Source organism: Psychrobacter sp. ANT_H56B (assembly GCF_008369245.1).
GTDB lineage: Bacteria > Pseudomonadota > Gammaproteobacteria > Pseudomonadales > Moraxellaceae > Psychrobacter > Psychrobacter cryohalolentis.
In genome coordinates, this window is record NZ_VOBF01000001.1 from 85,193 (window position 1) to 108,213 (window position 23,021).

General features: G+C 43.2%; 18 protein-coding genes and 1 pseudogene. 4 read left to right on the forward strand and 15 right to left on the reverse strand.

What is annotated here, in order from left to right:
• Nucleotide 1 precedes the first annotated feature (1 nt).
• Complete coding sequence (locus FQ082_RS00335) at nt 2-1,408, reverse strand: DUF2868 domain-containing protein (RefSeq protein WP_149491606.1); 1,407 nt, start codon at nt 1,406-1,408, stop codon at nt 2-4.
• A gap of 483 nt (nt 1,409-1,891) precedes the next feature.
• On the opposite strand from FQ082_RS00335, the gene FQ082_RS00340 reads away from it, so the two are divergent.
• Together FQ082_RS00340 and FQ082_RS00345 are read left to right on the forward strand one after the other, a co-directional pair.
• On the forward strand, nt 1,892-3,373 hold the full coding sequence (locus FQ082_RS00340; protein WP_149408284.1) for a nucleobase:cation symporter-2 family protein: 1,482 nt from the start codon (nt 1,892-1,894) through the stop codon (nt 3,371-3,373).
• Nucleotides 3,374-3,632: 259 nt separating this feature from the next.
• The gene (locus FQ082_RS00345; RefSeq protein ID WP_149491607.1) at nt 3,633-4,424 is read left to right on the forward strand and encodes an SDR family oxidoreductase; all 792 of its coding nucleotides are present in this window, start codon (nt 3,633-3,635) and stop codon (nt 4,422-4,424) included.
• 47 nt (nt 4,425-4,471) lie between these two features.
• Here the strand turns inward: FQ082_RS00345 and FQ082_RS00350 are convergent, their stop codons facing one another.
• The 3 genes from FQ082_RS00350 to FQ082_RS00360 form a co-directional block, all read right to left on the reverse strand.
• Nucleotides 4,472-5,974, reverse strand: coding sequence for a bifunctional 2-methylcitrate dehydratase/aconitate hydratase (locus FQ082_RS00350; protein ID WP_149491608.1), 1,503 nt, complete (start codon nt 5,972-5,974; stop codon nt 4,472-4,474).
• A gap of 141 nt (nt 5,975-6,115) precedes the next feature.
• Complete coding sequence (locus tag FQ082_RS00355; RefSeq protein WP_011513636.1) at nt 6,116-6,706, reverse strand: GNAT family N-acetyltransferase; 591 nt, start codon at nt 6,704-6,706, stop codon at nt 6,116-6,118.
• A gap of 83 nt (nt 6,707-6,789) precedes the next feature.
• Nucleotides 6,790-8,643 carry an ABC transporter ATP-binding protein gene (locus FQ082_RS00360; RefSeq protein WP_149491609.1) on the reverse strand — a complete coding sequence of 618 codons (1,854 nt, stop codon included), beginning with the start codon at nt 8,641-8,643 and terminating at the stop codon, nt 6,790-6,792.
• Between the two features lie 106 nt (nt 8,644-8,749).
• Between FQ082_RS00360 and FQ082_RS00365 the strand changes: the two genes are divergently transcribed.
• Nucleotides 8,750-9,214 carry a DMT family transporter gene (locus FQ082_RS00365; RefSeq protein WP_133104347.1) on the forward strand — a complete coding sequence of 155 codons (465 nt, stop codon included), beginning with the start codon at nt 8,750-8,752 and terminating at the stop codon, nt 9,212-9,214.
• Here FQ082_RS00365 and prpF read toward each other — a convergent pair.
• The 9 genes and pseudogenes from prpF to FQ082_RS00410 all read right to left on the reverse strand — a co-directional run bounded on the left by prpF (nt 9,211) and on the right by FQ082_RS00410 (nt 19,976).
• Nucleotides 9,211-10,464, reverse strand: a complete 1,254-nt coding sequence (gene prpF / locus FQ082_RS00370; protein ID WP_149491610.1) for a 2-methylaconitate cis-trans isomerase PrpF — start codon at nt 10,462-10,464, stop codon at nt 9,211-9,213. The two genes, FQ082_RS00365 and prpF, sit on opposite strands and share 4 nt — an antisense overlap.
• A gap of 80 nt (nt 10,465-10,544) precedes the next feature.
• A complete protein-coding gene (locus tag FQ082_RS00375; protein WP_149491611.1) occupies nt 10,545-10,805 on the reverse strand; it encodes a Txe/YoeB family addiction module toxin in 261 nt (86 codons plus the stop codon).
• Between the two features lie 113 nt (nt 10,806-10,918).
• Nucleotides 10,919-11,167: pseudogene (locus tag FQ082_RS00380) on the reverse strand (type II toxin-antitoxin system Phd/YefM family antitoxin); the annotation flags it as partial.
• Nucleotides 11,168-11,373: 206 nt separating this feature from the next.
• Nucleotides 11,374-14,031, reverse strand: coding sequence for a Fe/S-dependent 2-methylisocitrate dehydratase AcnD (gene acnD, locus FQ082_RS00385; RefSeq protein WP_149491613.1), 2,658 nt, complete (start codon nt 14,029-14,031; stop codon nt 11,374-11,376).
• Nucleotides 14,032-14,154: 123 nt separating this feature from the next.
• Nucleotides 14,155-14,772 (reverse strand): hypothetical protein, encoded by a 618-nt coding sequence (locus tag FQ082_RS00390; protein WP_149491614.1) that lies wholly within the window; start codon nt 14,770-14,772, stop codon nt 14,155-14,157.
• Between the two features lie 78 nt (nt 14,773-14,850).
• The gene (gene prpC / locus FQ082_RS00395; protein ID WP_011513643.1) at nt 14,851-15,978 is read right to left on the reverse strand and encodes a 2-methylcitrate synthase; all 1,128 of its coding nucleotides are present in this window, start codon (nt 15,976-15,978) and stop codon (nt 14,851-14,853) included.
• 115 nt (nt 15,979-16,093) lie between these two features.
• Complete coding sequence (gene prpB, locus FQ082_RS00400; RefSeq protein ID WP_149491615.1) at nt 16,094-16,984, reverse strand: methylisocitrate lyase; 891 nt, start codon at nt 16,982-16,984, stop codon at nt 16,094-16,096.
• A gap of 372 nt (nt 16,985-17,356) precedes the next feature.
• Entirely contained in the window at nt 17,357-18,643 is a 1,287-nt protein-coding gene (locus FQ082_RS00405; protein WP_149491616.1) for an NRAMP family divalent metal transporter, read from the reverse strand.
• Between the two features lie 307 nt (nt 18,644-18,950).
• Nucleotides 18,951-19,976, reverse strand: a complete 1,026-nt coding sequence (locus FQ082_RS00410; RefSeq protein ID WP_149491617.1) for a LysR family transcriptional regulator — start codon at nt 19,974-19,976, stop codon at nt 18,951-18,953.
• Between the two features lie 225 nt (nt 19,977-20,201).
• Here FQ082_RS00410 and FQ082_RS00415 point away from each other — a divergent pair, with 225 nt between their 5' ends.
• On the forward strand, nt 20,202-21,254 hold the full coding sequence (locus FQ082_RS00415) for a hypothetical protein (RefSeq protein ID WP_149491618.1): 1,053 nt from the start codon (nt 20,202-20,204) through the stop codon (nt 21,252-21,254).
• A gap of 19 nt (nt 21,255-21,273) precedes the next feature.
• Here the strand turns inward: FQ082_RS00415 and FQ082_RS00420 are convergent, their stop codons facing one another.
• Both FQ082_RS00420 and FQ082_RS00425 read right to left on the reverse strand, forming a co-directional pair.
• Complete coding sequence (locus FQ082_RS00420; RefSeq protein ID WP_011513648.1) at nt 21,274-21,615, reverse strand: DUF3817 domain-containing protein; 342 nt, start codon at nt 21,613-21,615, stop codon at nt 21,274-21,276.
• 175 nt (nt 21,616-21,790) lie between these two features.
• A complete protein-coding gene (locus tag FQ082_RS00425; protein WP_149491619.1) occupies nt 21,791-22,753 on the reverse strand; it encodes an acyltransferase in 963 nt (320 codons plus the stop codon).
• Nucleotides 22,754-23,021 lie beyond the last annotated feature (268 nt).

A 23,021-nucleotide genomic window follows, 5' to 3' on the forward strand; every position in this document is an offset into this window, starting at 1 on the left:
CTCAGTTATTAATCAAACCGATTTTTCGAGCAGATAGGGCGGTTTGCCATTGCTGGTAACGAACATGTTGTTTTTCTAAATTCGAGTCTGAACCAGCATTTAAAACATCATTACCCGTATTATGGTGCTCTGTCAGACTCAGGCTATTGTCCTCTAACAGTTGTACAATCAGTCCATGTTTGGCGTGATTGGCGATCTGATCAAGTTTACGCAATGTACCACGGTCAGGCAGTGCTTTAAAATGAATACCAAGCAATACCTGTACCGGATTTGCATCTAGGTAAGCCTTTAGCCGTGCCATATCTTCACGGTCATCAAGAATACCAAAATTCTCAATATCAGTCGTATCAGTAATGCCTGTATCGAAACCCGACTGCCACCATTGGTTTTGCTCCGCTGGATACTCTAATAGCGCAACCAGTTTTTTGCCAGCACTGACTTGGGCTTTTGGGGCGATAGGCGCGGGGGCTTCTTTAAAGTCATCAGCATCCACCACATGACGCTGCCAAAAATTCAAAATCTTTTGATAATAAGGCAGCTTGATATCCAAACGCATCTTTTTACGACGGAACATCAGTGCGCAAAAAGCCCAAGCGATTGCTCTAGGTAAAATACCGTACATCAGCAGACTACCAACCAATAACCCTGCCCATTGCCGCGCAACAGACAGCGGCATCGCATCAGTCACCAAACGACTCTGAACGATAGCGGTACTGTCTGGTACACCAAACCCTACCATACTTGGCAGCCAGCCTAGTATCTGAGTCAAAGTAATCAGTGCCTGATCAGATAGCAGTGTAGACTCCCAGCTAAAACTGTACTGACGCACAATCAATAAAAACACAATCGCCAGCAGCATGCCAGTCAAGGTAGCGAGCCATAATTGATGGCTAAACTGCCCCAAATACCAGCGCATACCGCTATGTTGCAGCTGCCGCTCGTACAGAGTGACTGCCGCTTGGGTCACATCATCTTTACCACGTATCAAATAACTGGGACTGACAAAGCTGGCAAACCAATTTGAAGACTGGTTGCCTTGATTGATAAGCGTCATCACAAGCCAGCCTAAGAGCATAACGGTATGAAAGCCAAGCAGACAGACCAGCACATAAAAGAAATTAACCACATTGGTCTGAAGTAGCGTGAACAATCCCAAAAACCCTGAGATGCACCACACCACGCTCATGACAACCATGATGCCTTTGATGCGATCATCAATCTTACCAAGCACGCCTGCCAGCGCGCCATTGCTGTCTATTCGTGACGCTCGTCGATGCAGTTTTTGCAGTGGCGAGCCTTCTTCATTTTGCAGCTTTTCAGTAATGAGTAGCGGGTCAGTGGCAAAGACATGCTGCTGCGTCTCAAGAGTACGTACCAGCTCAGTCAATTGGTCTTGGGGCGATAGCATGGTCTGATGTCCGTATAATCAATGGTGAAATGAAATATCAAAATGTGTTGAAAATTATAATCATAAAAGCGTATTTGTTGATGCAATTATTACTTTATTTCCGAAGGTTATAGATGTCAATATATAACGATATTTATGTTGCTAACAAAAAACCTGACCATATGGTCAATAATAACTGGCAGTTATTATAAATAAGCGGTATGCTAAAAACACATTAGAATCCTGATTTAAATGTTTTATCAAATATTCATCCCTATTCTAATGTCAAATTCAGATTATACACAGCGCTATCTGCCGCTATAAATAAAAGTGGCGTTATAGCTGACCAATAATAAAGATTGATGAATAAAAGGGCGATACGCCTTTTTAGCAATGATAGGTAGAGTATTTGGTTTTATAACAATCTTGAGTCCCATTCTAGGAGTTGTCGAAGAACAAGCCTAGAACATATCAACAACAGAACACGAAGGACGGCTATTTAATATGGATATTAAATCTACTTCTCAATCGGCAGTTGCTCGCCCAGAAGATGAAAACTTGGGTATTGGTGCCAATATTGCTTATGGCTTTCAACACGTACTGACCATGTACGGTGGTATTATTGCGGTTCCATTAATTGTGGGACAGGCAGCTGGGTTATTACCCGCTGAAATTGGCTTGTTAATTGCCGCCTCATTATTTATCGGTGGTCTTGCGACTTTATTGCAAACGATTGGTGTGCCATTCTTTGGCTGTCAGCTGCCACTCGTACAAGGTGTATCGTTTGCGAGTGTGGCAACCGTGGTTGCGATTGTGACAACGGGGGGCGGACTACCTTCTGTGTTTGGTGCTGTCATTGCCGCCTCTGCTTTGGGCTTTTTGATCACGCCTATTTTCTCCCAAATTATCAAATTCTTCCCGCCATTAGTGACTGGCACCGTTATTACTACTATTGGTTTGACCTTGATGCCAGTCGCTGCCCGCTGGGCAATGGGCGGCAACAGCAACTTACCTACCTTTGGTAGTATGACCAATATTGGTCTTGCTGGCTTCACGCTAGCGATGGTGTTATTACTAAGCAAGCTTGGTAATGCGGCGATCAGTCGCCTATCGATTCTACTGGCGATGGTCATTGGTACTTTTGCTGCTTGGGCATTGGGCTTGGTTGATTTCTCTGGTATTACGACAGGCTCTATTTTTGCTTTCCCATCACCGTTCCATTTTGGTATGCCGACTTTTGAGATTGCGGCAATTATCTCTATGTTTATCGTGGTATTGGTTATTTTGGTTGAAACGTCAGCAGATATTTTGGCGGTTGGTGATATCATTGAGACAGATATCGATTCAAAACGTTTGGGTAATGGACTACGAGCTGATATGGCAGCCAGTATGATTGCCCCTATATTTGGCTCATTTACTCAAAGTGCTTTCGCACAAAACGTAGGTCTAGTTGCAGTAACGGGTGTTAAAAGCCGTTTTGTAGTCGCTTATGCCGGTATTATCTTGGTTATTTTGGGCTTGATGCCGATTATGGGTCGTGTTATCGCTACCGTTCCTACTGCCGTACTTGGCGGCGCCGGTATCGTATTGTTTGGTACGGTTGCAGCCAGTGGTATTCGTACGCTTGCGCAGGTCAGCTACACCAATAATATGAATCTAATCATCGTTGCGACCTCCATCGGTTTTGGTATGCTACCGATTGCCGCGCCAGCGTTTTATGATCAATTTCCAGACTGGTTTGCAACGATTTTCCATTCAGGTATCAGTTCTGCTGCCATCATGGCCATTGCCCTAAACTTGTTGTTTAACCACTTAAAAATAGGTAATTCAGATCAACAGTCCGTATTTGTTGCTGGTACAGAAGACCGCTCGGTACGTCCTGTAGTGATGATTGATCTATATGAAGGTGATTATTTTACTGAAGGCAAATTGTTTGATTGCGATGGTAAAGAGATACCTATATCAAAAGAACCAGCGCATCACTAGAAGCTAAAATCAGAGGCTAGAAAAAGCTGGATAATTAAAGCAAACGTATAAAAAGCTGCCTGTTATGGCAGCTTTTTGTTCTTGTGTATATTCTATTTTATCAAAATAATAAAGCTGCAAAAATTCATCACATGATCAGCGTTCAAGATAAGTGACACACTCCCCCTATGGTAAATAGGTTTACATTGAATCAATATAGTAGAAGTAGTTTTAATATTGCGTTATAACCCCTATAAATACTCACAAGGATGAACGCCTTATGAATACTAAAAATTATTTTATCATTGGTGGTACAGGCGGTATCGGTAAAGCCATGGTTGAACAATTGGTACACACTGCAGCCAATGAACACGCCAGCACCCTTACGAATAATGATATACACACCAATACTGACATCCGTGTCTTTGCCACATACCATAAAAGCGTGCCTGATTTTGAAGCAGAAAATCTGTATTGGATAGCGATGGATATCTGTGACGAGCAAAGTATCAAACAAGCAGCTGATACGATTAAGCAGCAAACCACACATATAGATTGGGTGATTAATTGTGCTGGACTACTGCATACCAAAATGCGTCAGCCAGAAAAATCACTACAACAGATTGAAAGTGAGTTTTTTTTACAGAATATGCAGGTTAATGCTTTGGCAAGCTTGCTCATTGCCAAGCACATCAAGCCGCTATTGGCAAAATCTAAACGAAGCGCAGATAAGCCTGCGATTTTTGCGACGATATCGGCAAGGGTAGGTAGTATCAGTGACAATCAACTCGGCGGTTGGTACAGCTACCGCATGAGTAAGGCGGCGCTTAATATGGGTATGAAAAACCTGAGTATTGAATGGAGCCGCTCGCTTAAAAACGTCTGCGTGGTAGTAATGCAGCCCGGCACTGTCAACACCCAGCTATCAGCTCCGTTTCAGGGCAACGTAGCTGACGGGCAGTTATTTTCGCCAGCCTATAGTGCTGAATGCTTGCTTGAGGTACTCAGTAAGATGGGTGCTGCCCAATCAGGGAGTTTTGTGGATTGGGCAGGGGAATCTATACCGTGGTAGGTTTTAGAATGAGCCTTATTTCATTAGAAATTGACGAGTTAAGGCGATCAATAGGCGACAAATAAATCCATAAATTCGTTTACTGGTGTCTGCTCTAACCGCTGTTGGTCGCTACACAATGCAAAAATCTCTGTACAGCGACTGTCGATAAACCGTGTCGCAAGACTGGCGCGGAACTTTGCCTCCAATATCGGCAAACCCTCAGTACGGCGGCGTTTATGACCGATAGGGTATTCAATCGCTACCTTATCGGTACTACTGCCATCTTTAAAGAATACCTGTATCGCATTGGCAATCGAGCGCTTGCTTGGATCATGATAGTCTTTTGAATAACCGGCATCTTCTTCAACGACCATCTTATGACGCAGACCATCAATCAAAATATGATGCTCGGCATGATAATCATCTTCATAGTTTTCAGCCATCAAATCACCGGTGAGTAAAGCCACTGCGACCATATACTGCAAACAATGATCGCGATCAGCAGGATTGGCCAGCATCCCTTCTTTTGAGATGATCCGAATAGCAGACTCATGAGTTGTTAAGATGATTTTTTCAATGTCTTCCATGCGGTCATCGATACGTGGATGCAAGATAACGGCCGCCTCACAAGCAGTTTGCGCATGGAATTCGGCAGGGAAGCTTATCTTAAATAAGACATTCTCCATCACATAGCTGCCAAACTCGCGCTGGAAGGTAAAGCACCGCTCGTTTTCAGGCTTAAGCGCCAAATCCTTATTAGTATGACTAAAGAGCACATCATAAAACCCCCATTGCGGCGCTGTCAATGCAGATGGAATGCCCATCTCGCCGCGGCGCGTGATATCGACCAAACGTACGGCTCGACTGGTCGCATCCCCTGCAGCCCATGACTTGCGACTACCAGCATTGGGTGCATGACGATAGGTACGTAGCGCTTGACCATCGACGATAGCTTGAGAGATGGCAGCCATGATACGCTCATGTGGCAGTTTATAAAGTTTGGCAACAACAGCGGTCGACGCCAACTTCACTAAAAATACATGATCGAGACCCACACGATTAAAGGAGTTGTCTAATGCCAACACCCCTTGAATCTCATGCGCCATAATCATGGCTTCTAGCACTTCTTTCATAATAAGAGGTGCATGCCCCTGACTGACGTTTTGCTGGCTGATATAATCCGCTACTGCCAAAATCGCCCCTAAATTGTCAGAGGGGTGACCCCATTCGGCAGCGAGCCATGTATCATTGTAATCAAGCCAGCGCACGATACAGCCAATGTCAAAGGCAGCTTTAATAGGGTCTAGGCGATAGGAGGTGCCGGGGACACGCGCGCCATTAAGGGTGATTTGATCGGCGCAATCAGGACCTAAATGCTTGGTACATTCAGGGAAACGTAATGCCAGTAGTCCGCAGCCAAGCGTATCCATCAGGCAGTAGCGAGCGGTATTCCAAGCATCAGCGCTATTGGGTGAGTCGTTATCTATAGAGTAATTGAGTACATAGTCGGCGATTTTTTCAATCTCGCTATCATACTCCGGTCGTACATTGCTTTCCACAGTAGACATAATCGTTACCTCTTCCTTGAGTCAGATATACAAGTGACTTATCAATCGTATTGCGAATCAATAAACCTGCTATCAAAAATAGCATACTCACAATCGAACCACAGTGAAGTAGTGTAAGACTTGCCTTGAGTGGAAAAAACTTTAGACCATCAAATACAGCAAACCAATAATAAACAACACTGCTAATATCAATAGCAAAAAGCTAAGAATACTGCTTGTCGTACCTGAGCTTTCTCTTTTTACTTTGACCTTTTTAATAATAGGTAGCACCATGATGACATGCTCAATACCGTCTTCAAGATAATGCTCGCCTTCAGGGATAAACCCAAGAGATTGGTAAAAGTTTAATAGATAAGTTTGGGCTGAGATGATGATAGGTTTTTTACCGTATTTTTTACGGCAATATTTGATAGCCTCTAGCATCATTTGACGGGCGACACCATCACCGCGATGTGCTGCTAAAACCAGCACTCTACCAATCGATGGGATAGGGCCTGATGGGGTGACGGCAGATTTTTTGGTATTAAAAACAGGCGGGATGATGCGGCAATAGCCAATCAGCTGCTCGTTTTGGTGCGCGACCAGATGTAAGCAATCAAAATCGACCTCATCCATATCTTGATAGGGACAGTTTTGCTCTACCACAAACACTTGCGAGCGCGCTTTTAAAATATGATACAGATCAACGGAGGTTAATTCATCAAAGGTTTTTATCGAAATTTCACAAGTCATAATCACACAGCTTCTAACGATTTAAAGGATAATCAAAAATAGGATGCAGCAAAGAGTGAGCATTATAACGATTTCGTACCGCATTAACTATTCAAGGTTTGACTGATTTTATCTAAGTTCAGACTATCTGACATGGCACTGAATATTTCAAAATACTTGCCGCCTTTATGGTAAAGCTCTTCATGAGTGCCGGTCTCGACCACGCGCCCGTCTTCTATCACTACTAAGTCATCGGCATCAATGATTTGGGCAATATTGTGCGACACCATAATCACAGTACGGTCTTTCTTAATAAGATCTAAGCTTTTTTTGACCTGTTGACTGGCAATAGCGTCTAGGCTAGCCGTTGGTTCATCCAAAAAAACAATAGGCGGATCCTTTAAAAACATCCTTGCCAGCGCAATACGTTGCTGCTGTCCACCTGATAGGGATTTTGCGGTACTCTCATAGCCTTTGGATAACGACATGATTTGCTCATGAATAGAGGCTTTTTTTGCTGCAATCACAATATCATCGTCACTAGCATTCATATCACCATAACGGATATTTTCGCCAATCGTACCGGAAAATATATGATTACTTTGTAGTACCAGCCCGATATTTTGACGCAACTCATGAGTATCACAGTCGGCTAGATTATGCTCATCTAAACATATTGTGCCGCTATCTGGCGCGTAAAATTTTACCAATAAGCTAATAATGGTGCTCTTTCCTGCACCGGAGAGGCCAACCAGTGCAGTAATACGATTGGGTTTGATGGTAAAGCTGACATCTTTTAGCGCTTGTGTGCCATTGGGATAAGTAAAATAAACGTTTTTAAGTTCGATGAGACCTTTTAAATCTTTACTGCTTCTGCCAGTAATGTTCTCAACTTGGCTTTCATCTTCTAAAATCTCAAAAAACCCTTCGGCATAGGTCAAGGCATTGTTGATTTGGTCATAAATACGATGTAATTGACGGATAGGAGCGGCGACGTTTTGGAATAGCATGACGTGGAATAAAATCATGCCGATGGTCATTTGGCCTTTTAATACAAAGTAAGCGGTCAGTAAAATAATCACCACCACGCCGATTTGCTCAATAAAGGTCTTTACTGCATCATAAATAAAACCAATGCTACGAATACGCAGCTGATTATCGGTCATATCTTTTTGAATCTGTAAATGCTTCTCCGCCTCGATAGACTCACGGACAAACGATTTTACGACACTGATAGAATTAATCAGCGAGATAACCATCCCGCTTTTGGCTTCTCTATAGCCACGCATCTGCCGGCGAAAACCTTGTAACCGCCTCGCTTGTTTTTGACTGATAAAAAAGTAAATCGGGATGATAATCAGACCAACCAAGCCTATCCAAAAATTGGTCGAAAACATGATAATCAGTGAAACGATGGCACTGGCAAACAGCGGTAGCATATCGATAAAGAAGTTTTGCACCAAGCTTGTAAGACTACTAACGCCATAATCAATACGGGTTTGCAATTTTCCGCTGTCGTTTTCACTACTGGTATAAAACGCCATGCGATAGGTCAAGATACGCTCAATGATTTTTTGTGATAAATCACGAGAGAGATTGATACGAATTTTTTCACCAAAGAAGCGTTGCCCAAAAGAGATAAATATCGACAATATCTCTTTGGTTAAGAGTACCGCACTGATAATGGTCAGCATGCGCACGCCAGCTTCCCATGGCTCGGCAAGGGTAGCGATTTCGGTTAAGGTATCAACGGCATAGCGCAACACAAAGGCATTAACTTGCGCGGTAAAGGAGCCAAGCACCGTTAAGATTAGCGTGGCGATAATCAGTGTTTTGTAAGGTGCGGCAAATACGGCAAGCTTTTTTAGAATATCCCACAGCAACGCCCGCCGCTCTTTTTTTTCGACCGGCGGCTTTTTATCTAACTGCACATGGCGTGACTGGGGACGGGTTGGCATAAAAACTTAGCTCATGGATTTTAATATTTTACTAAATCATATTTATATTAAAATAAAGTTTGGTATTATATAGAGACATTCTTTGTTCTCTTTTGGTGGACGCCATTTGAAAATGCTTCCTTATATCTTGATTAGCCTGTTAGGCGGTGCCATTGTTCCGCTCCAACTGGCTATTGTCAACGCTTTTCGAGAAAGTACGCAAGCCTCGCAGATCCAATCCACCTTTTATTTATACTTAGGAGGTGCATTGGCTTCTCTAGTGCTGTCCTATATGATGAGTGGTGGTATCAAGCCGCCAATAATTGAAAATGCGACATGGTGGATGTGGTTACCAGGATTTTTGGGCAGCTTTTATATCTTGTTTATGTTTATTGCCGCGCCAAAAATAGGCGCAGGTAATACATTGCTCTGGGTTTTTCTAGGGCAAATGTATTTTGCCTTGATTCTAAGCCAAACTGGCTTATTTGGCTTAGAGGTTAAAACAATAGATATCTATAAAATTTCTGGTTTAGCCTTAGTCACTATAGGCGGGATGTTAATGATATATGGAGAGAGTAAAGTAAACGGTTAAAAAGCATCCGCTGGCACAAAAACTTCACCAACCATGATACGACGTGCTGAGCGACTCATCGAGACTTTTTTGGCTTGCCAGCGCCCATCGACCAGTTCAGTTTTTCCACCGACGAGCAACGTACCTGATGGGTGACCAAAACGTACTTCATCGAACTTCTGACCACCAGCGGCCTCATTAACCAGTGTACCTTGTGTGGTTGCCGCTGCTGCAATGGCGACGGCTGCTGTACCCATCATGGCATGATGCAATTGCCCCATGCTCATAGCACGTACCACCAAATCAATCTCGCTAGCATCAACCGATTTGCCACTAGAGGCGGTATAGCTCTGTGCTGCGCCTACCCAAGCGACTTTAGGAATATGTTGGCTGGTCTGCGCCTCGCTCACATCTTTAAACAAGCCCATCGCAACGCCGCCTTTGGCGCGGATAGTCTCAAGCTTGGCAAGTAGCTCACCGTCGCTGTTGATATTGCCTTGCAACTCAGTACCCGTAAAGCCTAAATCTACTGCTTTCAGAAAGATAGTTGGGATGCCTGCGCTGATAAAGGTGGCTTTGACGCTGTCGGTAGTTAAGCCACAACCAGATACATCGAAGTCATCGACCAAGTTACCAGTAGGGAACATATCGCTGGTGGCATCTACAGGATCGATAAACTCAATTTTGACTTCAGCAGCAGGGAAGGTCACACCATCTAATTCAAAGTCGCCCGTTTCTTGAACTTGTACCTTGCCTTGCTCATCTTGATACACAGGCACGTGGGCGATAATGGTTTTACCAATATTTTCTTGCCAAATGCGTACTTCACAAATGCCAGTGCTCGTATTATTACTGACACTATTTTTAATTTTAGCAGCATCAAGCAGTCCCATATTGATGGCACAAGCGCCAACCGCAGCGGTTAAGTTGCCACAGTTACCCGCCCAGTCAACCATAGGCTTGGCAATATTGACCTGTCCAAACAAATAGTTGACATCGTGGTCTGCTTTATCAGATTCAGACAATATTACTGTCTTAGATGTGCTAGAGCTGCCATTGCCTAAACCGTCGATTTGTTTACCATAAGGATCAGGACTACCGATGACACGTAGCAAAAACTTATCACGTGACTCGCCAGCGACTTGGCAGCGTTCGGGTAAATCAGAGAGTTTAAAGAACGTGCCTTTTGAGGTGCCACCACGCATATAGGTAGCAGGGACGGATATTTGTGAGGCGAAAGAAAGTTTCGATTTAGAATTGGTTTGGGCCACTGTATTAAGTCCTTTTTGTATTGTTATAAGATTGGGTATGGTGCCATCAGTAAGTAAACCCGAACGATTAAGAGCGTTCGTTAATAATGATAGCGACAAGAGATAATCGTCAGATAGTTATCATCGACGGCATATACCAACCGATTGGCGTCATCGATGCGTCTTGACCAAAATCCGGATAGATTTTCTTTTAGGGGTTCAGGTTTGCCAATGCCTTCAAACGGATTACGCTTACATTCGGTGATGAGTTTGTTAACACGTTTGAGTGTTTTTTTGTCTTGTGTTTGCCAGTACAGATAGTCTTTCCACGCAGCATCTGTCCATGCTAGTTGCTCACTCATTATTAGACCCTTTGGATTGATTAAAGCCTTTGAGTTCAAGCATTCTCAACGTCGCTATCCGTATGCTCATTGTTATCGCTGCTACCATTACTTTTATCACTGCCTTCTGCCGTATCAATTAGCTCACGCGTAACAGTCTTGCCAGCTTTATATTGGGCAATAGATTCCGCTAAGTGCGCCGCATTGGCAGGAGATTTTAAGAGATAGACGGTTTCCATCAGGCTATTGTAATAATCAAGCGACATTACAACCGCATCATCAGCGTCACGACGGGTCACGATAGTGGCGTTGGCATCATCGTTTACCGTATCTAGAACGGACTTTAAGTGCTTTCTGGCTTCTGAAAAACTAACGACTCTCATGGTTTACTCCTCTCACGACATACTCCATAACTTGTACAATATATAGTACATATTACGCCATTAATTAAGTAAACTCAATATTTAGCTACTATCTAATACTTAGGTATAAGTAAGAAGGCTTAGTGTATAAAATGCAAAAGCAAATAAAAACCGATGCCGTATAATTTATACAACATCGGCTCTTTGTTTATTTAACACTCAAACGCTTAAACAATATCTAGCGTGCCATCGATAAACTCTTTGGCAAAACGCTGTAGCATCCCGCCTGCGTTATACATTTTAACCTCATCAGCGGTATCTAAACGGCAAATGATAGGGGTTTTAGTCGTGCTGCCATCAGCACGGTTAATCACCAGCGTCATCATGCCGCCAGCAGAAACTTCGCCTGTGACATCAAAGACTTCTGTGCCGTCTATATTTAGTGTGTTACGAGTCGTACCTTTTTCAAACTGCAAAGGTAGCGCGCCCATACCAACTAAGTTTTGACGATGAATACGTTCAAAATCTTCAGCGACTACCACTTCAACTCCTGCTAAACGCACACCTTTGGCAGCCCAATCACGGCTTGATCCTTGACCATAGCCGTCACCTGCGATAATGATCAGCGGCTGCTCACGGTTCATGTAAGTCTCGATTGCTTCCCACATACGCATGATCTGACCTTCAGGCTCAACTCTAGCAAGCGAACCTTGTATTACCTCACCTTGCTCATCACGTACCATTTCATTCAACAGCTTTGGATTGGCAAAGGTTGCACGCTGCGCGGTTAAATGGTCACCGCGATGGGTTGCATAAGAGTTATAGTCCTCGCTTGGCAGACCCATAGTATCAAGGTACTCGCCAGCTGCTGAGTCACCCAAAATCGCATTAGACGGTGATAAATGGTCAGTGGTAATATTGTCACCTAATACCGCTAATGGACGCATACCTTTTAGCTTATTCATCGCTGCCATTTTGCCTTCCCAATAGGGTGGACGACGAATATAAGTGGTCTGATCACGCCAGTTATATAGTGGGCTGAGCGCTTTACCCGTATCTTTTTTGGCTTCATCAAACATCGGGATATACACGGCATTGAACTGCTCAGGCTTCACGGCTTTGGCAACGATGGCATCGACTTCGTCATCATCAAACCAGATGTCTTTTAGATAAACGTCATTGCCATGTTGGTCTTTACCCAATGAGTCTTTTTCAATATCAAAACGGATATTACCGGCGATAGCATAAGCGATGACCAGTGGCGGTGACGCTAAGAACGCTTGCTTGGCATACGGGTGGATACGACCATCAAAGTTACGGTTGCCCGATAATACCGCAGTGGTAAACAGATCGTTATCGATGATTTCTTTTTCGATATCAGGATCAAGCGCGCCACTCATACCATTACAAGTGGTACAAGCAAAGCCAACCACGTCAAAGCCGATTTCTTGTAGCTCAGGCATCAGACCGGCTTCTTCTAGGTACATTTTTACCGTTTTTGAACCGGGTGCTAATGATGACTTTACCCAAGGCTTACGCAATAATCCTTTCTTATTAGCATTACGGGCAACGAGGCCAGCAGCAACCATGTTGCGAGGGTTAGACGTATTGGTACAGCTGGTAATTGCGGCGATAATCACCGCACCATCTGGCATCAGACCATCTTTTGGTTCAGGTAATTTATCACCTTCGCCATGAGCAATACCTTTAGCAACCAAATCTGTGGTGGATACACGAGCATGCGGACGTGAAGGGCCTGCCATGTTACGGACAACAGCCGATAAATCAAACTCAAGCACACGTGCGTACTCAGCTTTTTCCATGCCATCAGCCCATAGACCCGTTTGTTTGGCGTACTGCTCAACCAGTTTAATTTGCGCTTCGCTACGACCGGTTAATCGTAAATAATCGATGGTTTGCTCATCGATATAGAACATCGCTGCGGTTGCGCCATATTCTGGGGTCATGTTTGAGATAGATGCACGGTCACCAACGCTTAGCTGGCGAGCACCTTCACCGAAGAATTCAATATAAGTAGATACCACGCCTGCATCACGTAAGAATTCAGTCATCGCCAATACCAAATCGGTACCAGTAATGCCTCTTTGCAATTTACCAGTTAGCTTGACGCCAACGTAATCAGGGAGGCGCATATAAGACGGGTTGCCTAGCATGACGCTTTCCGCTTCAAGCCCACCAACACCGATTGAGATAACGCCTAAAGCATCAACCATCGGCGTGTGGCTATCGGTACCGACCAAGGTATCGGCAAACGCCACTTGTTCACCGGCTTTATTTTGCACCACTTGTACAACCGGTGACATTTTTTCTAGGTTGATTTGGTGCATGATGCCGTTACCAGGCGGTACCACGTTGACATTATCAAAGGCATACTGACACCAGTTGATAAAGTGAAAACGGTCATCGTTACGGCGCTCTTCGATAGCACGATTCTTCTCAAGGGCATTTTCTTCAAAGCCTGCATGTTCAACAGCAAGCGAATGGTCAACAATCAATTGCGTTGGGACGATAGGATTCACTTTAGACGGATCGCCGCCTTGCTCAGCGATGGCGTCACGTAGACCTGCCAAATCAACAAACGCAGTCTGACCTAGGATATCATGACAAACGACGCGAGCAGGATACCAAGGAAAATCTAAATCTTGCTTGCCTTCGATATGTTGCTTGAGCGCTGCGGTTAAGTCTTCTGGTGGGCAGCGGCGTACCAAGTTTTCACACAATACTTTTGAGCAGAACGGTAGCTTGTCATACGCGCCAGCTTCGATATTTTCGATGGCTTCACGGGTATCAAAGTAATATAAATCTGTGCCAGGTAATGGCTTTTTAAATTGTTCATTCATCGGTTGTACGAGGGCATTGTCCATAAGTCACCTTTGGCGGTTAGCTGGTTGGAATGTGGATTGAAAAGAATAGTTCGTTTGGCAAAATCATTTTTAATAATAAAAAGTAGCTTTGCTAAAAAAACTTAGTAGAGGAAAAATATTCAATCACTTATTAAATCTTTTGTTCATCTCTAATAAATCGTATCTAGCATCTTTGAATTTTTTTCTAAACCACTGATTAAAAGCTATCAATGCTTCAAACCTACTATCAAAATTTAAAGAAATAAAACTTAGATACTCATTATCCGTCAACAGACATTCTTTGCTGTCTAAAGCATAAATGTAACTTTCGAAGTCCAAATTTGTAATAAGACCGATAGCATAACCAATAACATTTTGATCGAAAAAGCTCAAATTTCTTGGAATACCTAATATTTCAAAAAATTCGGGTATGTATTCTGTTTCATACCAGTGGTCTAAGCTTTCATATATATGCGTTAGTGGGTAAGGAGGAATTTCAGTAGCCTGCTTCCAAGTTAAGTGTACAACACACACTTGGTTTGAATGAGTAATCTTAAACAAGCAATCGTCATTTGCGCCCCGTCGTGCAATGATCTCGACTTCAAGTCCATATAGTGGATGGCCTATATAAAGCTCTTTTTCTAGTTCGTCTGTAAAAGTTTTCTTAAAGTCTGTACTCTCTTTGGCGCAAGACCACCAAGTATGCAAAAACGGTGCATTTTTTAATGCCGATTTAATATCGAAAGTATTGTCAAATATCATGGGGTTTTAACTTATTTAAAAGTAATGGTAGAGTGCATCAAATCGGCACACTCTACGTAGCTTCTACATCATGAAAAATTAACGTGCGCTCATCTCTGGTACTGGGCGCAGCTCTTCACCGGTATATTCGGCACTTGGGCGAATGATACGGTTGTTAGCACGTTGCTCAAACACGTGTGCCGCCCAGCCCGTTAGACGCGAGCAAACAAAGATTGGCGTGAACAGTTTGGTTGGAATGCCCATAAAGTGATAGGCAGACGCATGGAAAAAGTCAGCATTACAGAAGAGTTTTTTCTCGCGCCACATCACTTCTTCACAGCGTACTGATACTGGGTATAGCACTTCATCACCAACATCTGCTGCCAGTTTTTCAGCCCAACCTTTAATTACAACATTACGTGGATCTGATTCGCTATAGATAGCATGACCAAAGCCCATAATCTTATCTTTACGCGCCAGCATTGCCATCATCTCAGACTCTGCTTGATCAGGAGAAGTAAATCCTTCAATCATATCCATCGCTGCTTCATTGGCGCCGCCATGTAAATGACCGCGTAATGAGCCAATCGCGCCGGTGATACAAGAATGGATATCAGATAGGGTAGAGGCACAGACGCGCGCGGTAAAGGTCGAGGCGTTAAACTCATGCTCTGCGTACAAGATTAATGAGACGTTCATTACCTTAGTATGTAGCTCGTTTGGCTTTTCACCTTTAAGCAGATGTAAGAAATGACCGCCAATCGTATCATCGTCGGTTTCAGTTTCGATGCGCACATTGTCGTGGGTAAAGCGATACCAGTAATTGATGATTGATGGGAAAACCGCCAGCATACGGTCGGTTTTATCGTTCTCTTGTGAGAAGTCAGTTTCCATCTCAAGGTTACCAAGCATCGAGCAACCGGTACGTAATACGTCCATCGGATGGGCATCTGCAGGAATACGCTCAAGCACATCTTTTAATGCTTGTGGTAAGCCACGTAAACCTTTCAATTTAGTTTGATAAGCATCAAGCTCACTTTGGGTAGGTAAGTTGCCGTATAGCAACATATAAGCCACTTCCTCAAAGATGCACTTGTCTGCCAATTCTGAGACATCATAACCACGATAAGTCAGACCTGAGCCTGATTTACCAACGGTAGATAGAGCCGTCTTACCTGCTACTTGACCACGAAGACCTGCGCCCGAAAGTTCTTTTTGTGCTGCCATGATAAATTCCTTTTGTTGGTAGCTTGTGTTGGATGAAAGATAAAGGTACTGCAAATATTAGATAATGCGCTGGCATGTTCATTGATAGGAAAACCAACGCTTTTAACCGCTAAAACTACTTATTATCTGCAAATAACTTGTCTAGCGTTTGTTCAAACTCATGATAGTTTAAGAAGTCATACAGCTCCATACGGGTTTGCATGGTGTCGACGACGTTGTCTTGGGTGCCATCAGTCAATAGATGCTGATATACGTTTAATGCCGCTTTGTTCATCGCACGGAAGGCCGATAATGGATAAAGCACCATATCGACACCCACCGCGTATAACTGCTCGGTGGTATATAGATCGGTCTGACCAAATTCGGTCATATTAGCTAGGACTGGAATATCAAGCACATCGGTAAACTTACGGTACATCTCAATATCCGTTAGTGCTTCTGCAAAAATCATATCAGCACCGGCTTCTTGAAAAGCAACCGCGCGCTCAACCGCTGCATCAAGACCTTCAACAGATAGGGCGTCGGTACGTGCCATTACCACAAAATCTTTGTCCGTCTTGGCATCAAGTGCCGCTTTTAGGCGATCAACCATTTCTGAGATACTAACGATTTCTTTATTTGGACGATGACCACAACGCTTTTGCGCCACTTGATCTTCGATATGAACCGCAGCCACACCGGCTTTTTCCATTTTACGAATGGTTTGAGCAATATTAAATGCACCACCAAAACCGGTGTCAATATCAACCAATAATGGTGTATCAACCGAATCGGTAATACGGCGCGCATCTTCTAAGACGTTATCAAGACTAGTCATACCCAAATCTGGCAAGCCAAATGAGGCATTGGCCACGCCAGCACCAGAGAGATATAAGGCTTGATGACCAACTTGAGTTGCCATCATTGCTGTATAAGCGTTAATCGCGCCAGCAATCTGTAGCGGTTGATTATTATCATTTTTTTGTTTCATTGCACTGCGAAAGCGAGCGCCAGCTGATAGGGTCATGTCGTGGTCCTTACGTGGAGGGAAGATCTTGTCGTTATCATTCGCGATTCAATCGTTGTGCTTGATTATAACCAATTATCCAGGACTGCAAAGCGGGATTTTCGTTCAACTGTTAATATAAGTTAAATTAAAAAATTAATTTTATTAATACTATTTATTTTATGGATAATGCTATCCATTAATTAGAGGTTTATATCTATTAGTATTCATAACGTATCAAACGCTGCATTTCTCCTAATTAAATATTTACATCTGGTTACAATTATATCTATAAGCGTTTTATCGTTGTCTACAAAAAAGCCCTCTTAGTCTGGCTAAAAGGGCTTTTACTCTATTAAGTCTATCGTAGCCTAAATTGACGTACGGTTATATCTAACCAATAATACCTGCAAGGCTAGCTAGGAATAACAAGGTAAAGCCACCTAAGAATACAAGCCCTGCAATCGAATAGGCGTTCATACCGGCTGATAGCTTTTTATGGTTTTTCACGAGAGAATAGTTTAACCAACCAAAGATAGGCGCGGATATAAAGGCAGATATCATAGCGAACTTCAGCATAGCGCCTAATTGTCCGGCAAAGAAGCTAATAATCAAAAGACCGCCACCAATAGCATAAGTGGTCCAAAAGGCGATTTGTTTTTTATTAATCTCGTCTTCACCTTTTAGTAAGCGCCAGCATTCGGCGTTGGCACGTCCATAGCCATCTGCACAGGTAATAGTGGTGCCAAACATACACATAAAGGCGACAAAGGCGACCAGTAGTCTTGACCATTCACCGATAGTGGCGGTATACATATTGATAAGCTGATCAATATAAGCGACACCTGCGGTTTGAATCTCTTGACCTGAGCCATATTGCACGAAAACGCCCAACGCTAAAAAGAACAAGGCTAAAATAGCGGAAACTAAGAAACCGACATTAAAATCCAGTAAGCCCTGACGGTGAGTGGTATTGTCCGCTTTTCTCTTGGCTGACGTCCACATCGAGGTGATGGCAGCGAACTCAAGTGGTGCTGGCATCCAACCCATAAGAGCCACAATAAACCCTAAAGTCGCCAAGTTCCAAGGAGAGGCAGGGACAAAATCCGCCACCATAACCGTCGGCTTACCAGCAGCAATCATCACCGCTAACACGGTTGCGGATACGAGCGCAATCATAATCCATTTAGTCACGCCGTCAAGCAATTTATAATGACCAGCAATCAGAAAAAACCAACATACCGCAACGATAATGACAGCTAAGGCAATACTTGATAGTCCTACAGATGCGGGCAGCATAAAGCCCAATATCACTGCCGCAAGCAATGTCACAGCCCCCGTACTAATCACCGCCGATAAAATAGATAGGATAAAATAAATCCAGAGATAAGCTTTTGAGCGTTTGGCATAGCCTGCGATTAAGCTCTCGCCAGTGTCGTAGACATAATCGGTGGCAAAGCGGAAGAACGGATACTTAAAGACGTTGGCTAATATAATCATAATCGCCAGCTGCCAGCCATATAACGCGCCAGCCTGTGTCGATGAAATCAGATGCGAGCCGCCAATAGCAGCAGTCGCCATCAGAATACCGGGACCAAATATTCGCCAGCTAAAGCCTTCTTGCTGCGCGGGGAGAGTATCGCCTGTGGCGCTTGGGTTATTGAGTGGTTGTGTGGTCATGCTTACCTCGAAATGGTTAAAACGGCAAATCATCACTTACCTGTGTCAGTTTGCCAATGATCATGAGCGCATCGCTTAATACTATTCATTAGTACTGTTTATGAGTACTTTTTCTTAAAACGATTTGTATTGTATCGACTTTAGCACACCAATCCGGTTTAGTAGAATGATTATTCATATAATTATTACTTATTTTTTGCATAGCCATTCCTAATAGTTAGCATAATTAAATATAAATATCAAGATTTATCAATGGCTATTTTTTCGGGCTTCTTTATACCACAATTATGACTCAATATCTGATAATTTAGCGCTGAGATTCAAATTTTTGCCGGCGGTAAGTAATGCCGCGCTGCTCATAGACATGATAAGTCGCACGCAATAAGTCAGGAATATGAGGATGCACAAAATCCTTAAGTGTATGCAGATAAATAGGTGAGGTGACGTTTTCGTGAATGAGGCGCTGATAGCTGATCTGCTCCGTACGCACCGTTTTTAAGCTGGCAGGGACTAAGGTGATGCCTTCGCCCGCCGCTACTAACCCGAGTGCCACTTGCAAGTCACTGACGGTGGTGGTCATAAATGGAGAGATGCCGTACTGTGCAAATAAATATAGTAAAGGCTCTGTTATCTGCTCAACAGTAGAGGCTTGATGATGGCTCGTATTATTTTTCTTATTCTGCCCTAAGGTTTTAGGAATCCCTGTGCTTGATACCGTTTCTGGCATTGTAGATACAGGTAAGTGGGTTTGATGATAGAGAATCAGGCGGTTATTGGCCAAATCGATCAAGCGTTGCTCGCGCACATTGGCAAGCGGATGGGCTTTGGGGAGGGCAACGACATAGCGCTCGTGGCGTAACAGTATTTGCTGTATCCATGGGTCTTGATGGGCAAAGCGTCCAAAACCAATATCGATATCACCAGATTTGAGCGCATCCATTTGCTGATAGGAGCTAATGTCCTTTAGATTGACGTCAATCTCAGGATTGGACTGCTTCAATCTGGCAATAATCTCAGGTAGCAACCCATACAGTATAGAGGGTACAAAACCGATATTTAGTGCGCTGCTAGGGGCAGATAAGCGCTGGGTCATACCAACAACCGTATCGACTTCTGTCAATATGGTACTGATTTTATCGTAAAAGAAAGTGCCAGATTCTGTTAAATGTAGCGGTCTGTGATAACGATCAACCAACATCACGCCCATGTCTGTCTCAAGTTGTTTGAGCAAACGGCTTAGACTGGGCTGTGACAATCCTATTTTGGTAGCGGCTGCGCTAAAGCTCCTAAGCTCGGCAACGGCAATAAACGCATTGAGCTGCTTTAAATCCATGTTTTATGCTCATTTATCTGTAATATCATGTCGATTGATGAAGCGGATACTACTGTATGTTATATCAATAATAGCAAAACTAGAAAATTATGCTTGAAGCATATGAGTTGACACTCTATATTGTTTATTAACGATAGCGTTACACTTTAGCAAACTAAAAAACTTTTCCCTTCATTCTAGCAGTCATCTACGGTTTCGTGGCATAAACTGGTTTGGTATCACTTCATGAGCGACAAAAAAGACAAGCAAAGCGCCGATTTAGAGGCAAACTTAGCAAAAATCGCTAATACGAAGCCACGACTGCGTAATCGTAAACATAATATCTATGAGCGTTATATCACTCGTGTTGAAAGCGCAGAGACTATTGAACGTACTATCGAAAATGCAGAAAATGAGCGCGGGACAACTGTCACCACTGATGCTTATGATGAGACTAATGCCGGTCTTAGGGCAAGTCTACTGGACAGTCCTGTTCAGCCGCACATATTACAACCGCTTAAAAACGCTGACAAGCTGTCATCCTATGAGCCACTAAGTGCAGCAGAACTAGAGTTATTTGGCAGCCAAGAGCAAGATAATGTGGAAAATACAGCAGGGTTACAGATATCTGATAACGCGAGCACATCGGTAAGTTTGGACTTCTCTGATGAAGATGAGAAGGTTATACACCCTTTAATAACAACTGAGGCGACTGATAACGCAGTTTCTACAGTTAAAGATGAAGATACTGAGGTAAATGATAGCGCTTATATTGATGAACCTATCAGCACTGCACCTTTAACAACTTTGCCCATCAAAAAATCGAAAAAAAAGAAAGCGGTAAAATCAATACAAACGCAGAAGAGTACTAAAAAGCCGCTCATTATAGGTATGGTGCTTGGCTCACTCATGATTTCTGCTGCTGTATTCACGTTAATTGCGACTGGTTTCTTGTCCACCGGTACTACGTCTACAGCGTTAAATGAAGCTGGCACGCCTATTAATAAAAACGCGACTCAGACAAGCCCGGTCACCAAACAAACAGCTACTGACACTGAAATGAACACCACTAAAATAAACACCACTGAAAAAAATGTTGTGGTAGAGGCTAATACGCCACCTGCTGTCATTGAAGTGCCCAGTGACTCTGACCCTGCCAAATCATCAAACCCCAAGCCTGAAACGAACGCGATGAATAATGAGGCAGCTGCTAGTACGTCAACATCCAAGCCTGCCATCACATACGAAGATTTTAGAGAAGAGTCACAAAACACGCTATATCGTGAAACCAATGATTAGCGTCATAAAAACTCTTGTCTCAAATAACTTTCTTGCTTTTCTTTAGGCTCTTTTTTAACCAATGGTCAAATATGAACGGACCAAATGGTAAGAACGAGCCAAGCACGCCGGCAGGGATCGCCCATATAGGCATTTTTATCTTGACGGCTGTGCCCATGAGTACAACAATATAGGCGATGAATAAGCCGCCGTGAGCCATACCGATATACTTTACCCCTTCTGGAATGTCCATCATGTACTTTAGTGGCATAGCGATGCAGAGCAACAGTAAAAACGAGGTTCCTTCTAAATAACCTATCGTCGTAAGCGTTTTTAATGCTGTATTTTGTTCTGTTGTAAGATTAGAGGCGGTTTCAAACATTGGCTGAGCCTGTGGCACTGTATTTTCCTTTTGTCATCGACATATAAGGCATGGTCGTTTAACGAGGTAAGCAATAATAGCAGCCGTAGGTTGCTATTATTATCTTTAGTAAAAAAACCAATAGAACGGTCAATATATGTGCAAATAAAACAGATTAAGTTAAAAAGCTTGCTAGCTAAGCATCAAGGGCAGGGGGCTTACTTTCAAATTCCGCAAGCATCTTAGTAATGAGCTGATCTTTTTGCTGCCAAACTTGCTCGACCCAATCAAAAATTTCTGCTTTTATCGCCTCATCAGTCTCATAGCCGCCATTTTGAACACTGGCAAATAAGTCATCAGGCATCTTAATATGTCTGACATCGACGCCCAAACGCTTGATATTGCCTTTCCATAAGTCGCCGTATGTCGGCACACCGTCAGGATAGACGATGGTCATATCTAAAATACCATCGATATCTTCGCCAAGCGCACTAATCGCTAGCGACAAACCGCCCGCTCTTGGTTTAAGCAAATGCGTATAGGGCGACTGCTGCTTATCCCGTTTTACGGTGGTAAAACGTGTGCCTTCTAGATAATTTAACAGTGTAAAAGGCTTGTCTTTCAGCAATGCACAAGCGCGTTTTGCTTCTTCGATATCTTTGCCTTTTAAGGCAGGATTTTTCGCAATCGCCTCTTTAGAGTGTCGACGCATCATTGGAAAATCGAGAAAATAGAAAGCTTGACCAATGACTGGAATATATATCAGTTCAAACTTAGTAAAAAATCGCGTCAATGGCAAACGCTTTTCACTAATATATTGCACGATACTGGTATCAACCCATGATTGGTGATTACTTACCAGTAAATACTTGCCCTTGGTATGGATATCGTCAGGTAGACTGATACGCCAGTCTTTATCCGGCAGAATGTTATCGATCATCGCGTTATTGCTGTTAATCCAATAATTGGTCACATCGATGACCGCTTTATCAGCAATCGCTGCACCAGTAACAGCTTTGGCTGCACCCATAATCCATACAGGAGGACCTGCCAACATACTGTTAAAAGTAATAACGCCTGTTGCTGTGGTCAGCGAAGCGATTTTGCCAAGTTTAGGATTGCGTTCATGTAGTTTTTGAACGAATGATTTGAATCGCATGTTAAATCCTCTTAACCTTACATATTATAAGTGGTTAGTAACGTAGTGGCATAATACTAGCAGAAATCGATAGGCGTGTTTACGTAATTGGTTTGGCGTTACATTTCACCGTTAGTCGTGGATATACCTAGTAGCTGATAGCTAATAGACGTCAATCGTATTTGATTTATTTTTATATCAAACTAGGTTTATAATGTACCCTTAATATTTAAAGGGTTTACAGTCGATGATCGACACTAACACTCTTGAGCTCACGACAAGCCAAAAA

What these genes read in the sequence shown, in the direction of transcription:
- FQ082_RS00335 (WP_149491606.1), bottom strand. Translation starts at nt 1,408, where the DNA reads ATGCTATCGCCCCAAGACCAATTGACTGAGCTGGTACGTACTCTTGAG.
- FQ082_RS00340 (WP_149408284.1), top strand. Translation starts at nt 1,892, where the DNA reads ATGGATATTAAATCTACTTCTCAATCGGCAGTTGCTCGCCCAGAAGAT.
- FQ082_RS00345 (WP_149491607.1), top strand. Translation starts at nt 3,633, where the DNA reads ATGAATACTAAAAATTATTTTATCATTGGTGGTACAGGCGGTATCGGT.
- FQ082_RS00350 (WP_149491608.1), bottom strand. Translation starts at nt 5,974, where the DNA reads ATGTCTACTGTGGAAAGCAATGTACGACCGGAGTATGATAGCGAGATT.
- FQ082_RS00355 (WP_011513636.1), bottom strand. Translation starts at nt 6,706, where the DNA reads ATGACTTGTGAAATTTCGATAAAAACCTTTGATGAATTAACCTCCGTT.
- FQ082_RS00360 (WP_149491609.1), bottom strand. Translation starts at nt 8,643, where the DNA reads ATGCCAACCCGTCCCCAGTCACGCCATGTGCAGTTAGATAAAAAGCCG.
- FQ082_RS00375 (WP_149491611.1), bottom strand. Translation starts at nt 10,805, where the DNA reads ATGAGTGAGCAACTAGCATGGACAGATGCTGCGTGGAAAGACTATCTG.
- acnD (WP_149491613.1), bottom strand. Translation starts at nt 14,031, where the DNA reads ATGGACAATGCCCTCGTACAACCGATGAATGAACAATTTAAAAAGCCA.
- FQ082_RS00390 (WP_149491614.1), bottom strand. Translation starts at nt 14,772, where the DNA reads ATGATATTTGACAATACTTTCGATATTAAATCGGCATTAAAAAATGCA.
- prpC (WP_011513643.1), bottom strand. Translation starts at nt 15,978, where the DNA reads ATGGCAGCACAAAAAGAACTTTCGGGCGCAGGTCTTCGTGGTCAAGTA.
- prpB (WP_149491615.1), bottom strand. Translation starts at nt 16,984, where the DNA reads ATGACCCTATCAGCTGGCGCTCGCTTTCGCAGTGCAATGAAACAAAAA.
- FQ082_RS00405 (WP_149491616.1), bottom strand. Translation starts at nt 18,643, where the DNA reads ATGACCACACAACCACTCAATAACCCAAGCGCCACAGGCGATACTCTC.
- FQ082_RS00410 (WP_149491617.1), bottom strand. Translation starts at nt 19,976, where the DNA reads ATGGATTTAAAGCAGCTCAATGCGTTTATTGCCGTTGCCGAGCTTAGG.
- FQ082_RS00415 (WP_149491618.1), top strand. Translation starts at nt 20,202, where the DNA reads ATGAGCGACAAAAAAGACAAGCAAAGCGCCGATTTAGAGGCAAACTTA.
- FQ082_RS00420 (WP_011513648.1), bottom strand. Translation starts at nt 21,615, where the DNA reads ATGTTTGAAACCGCCTCTAATCTTACAACAGAACAAAATACAGCATTA.
- FQ082_RS00425 (WP_149491619.1), bottom strand. Translation starts at nt 22,753, where the DNA reads ATGCGATTCAAATCATTCGTTCAAAAACTACATGAACGCAATCCTAAA.